The organism is Dellaglioa sp. CoH-57-MRSF-18, from assembly GCF_056781995.1.
Map to the genome: position 1 here is coordinate 1 of NZ_JBXAXX010000255.1, position 251 is coordinate 251.

General features: G+C 54.2%; 1 protein-coding gene. It reads right to left on the reverse strand.

Features of this window, described 5'->3' with window-relative positions:
• A partial coding sequence (locus AC1RPG_RS08900) for a hypothetical protein (protein ID WP_481762624.1) occupies positions 1–251 on the reverse strand: 251 nt, incomplete at both ends.

The following is a 251-nucleotide window of genomic DNA, read 5'->3' on the forward strand; positions in this document are numbered from 1 at the left end:
GCAGCGAATCAAGCATCTTGTGGATGATCCAGTAGTGATCAGAATACATCTCGGCAGGATCAAGCAGGCCGAGCGGCACCCATTTCACTTCTGCGAAGTCGTCATCGGCCTTCACCTCCACCAGCTTTTCCGAGTCGTTCAGCAGGTAGAGATATGCATGTGTCACGATCCGGCCACGAGTTTCTCCGCGATTCGGGTCCGAGAATACCTGCTTGAATCGGAAGGCCAGCTTCATCGTATCGCGGCTTACC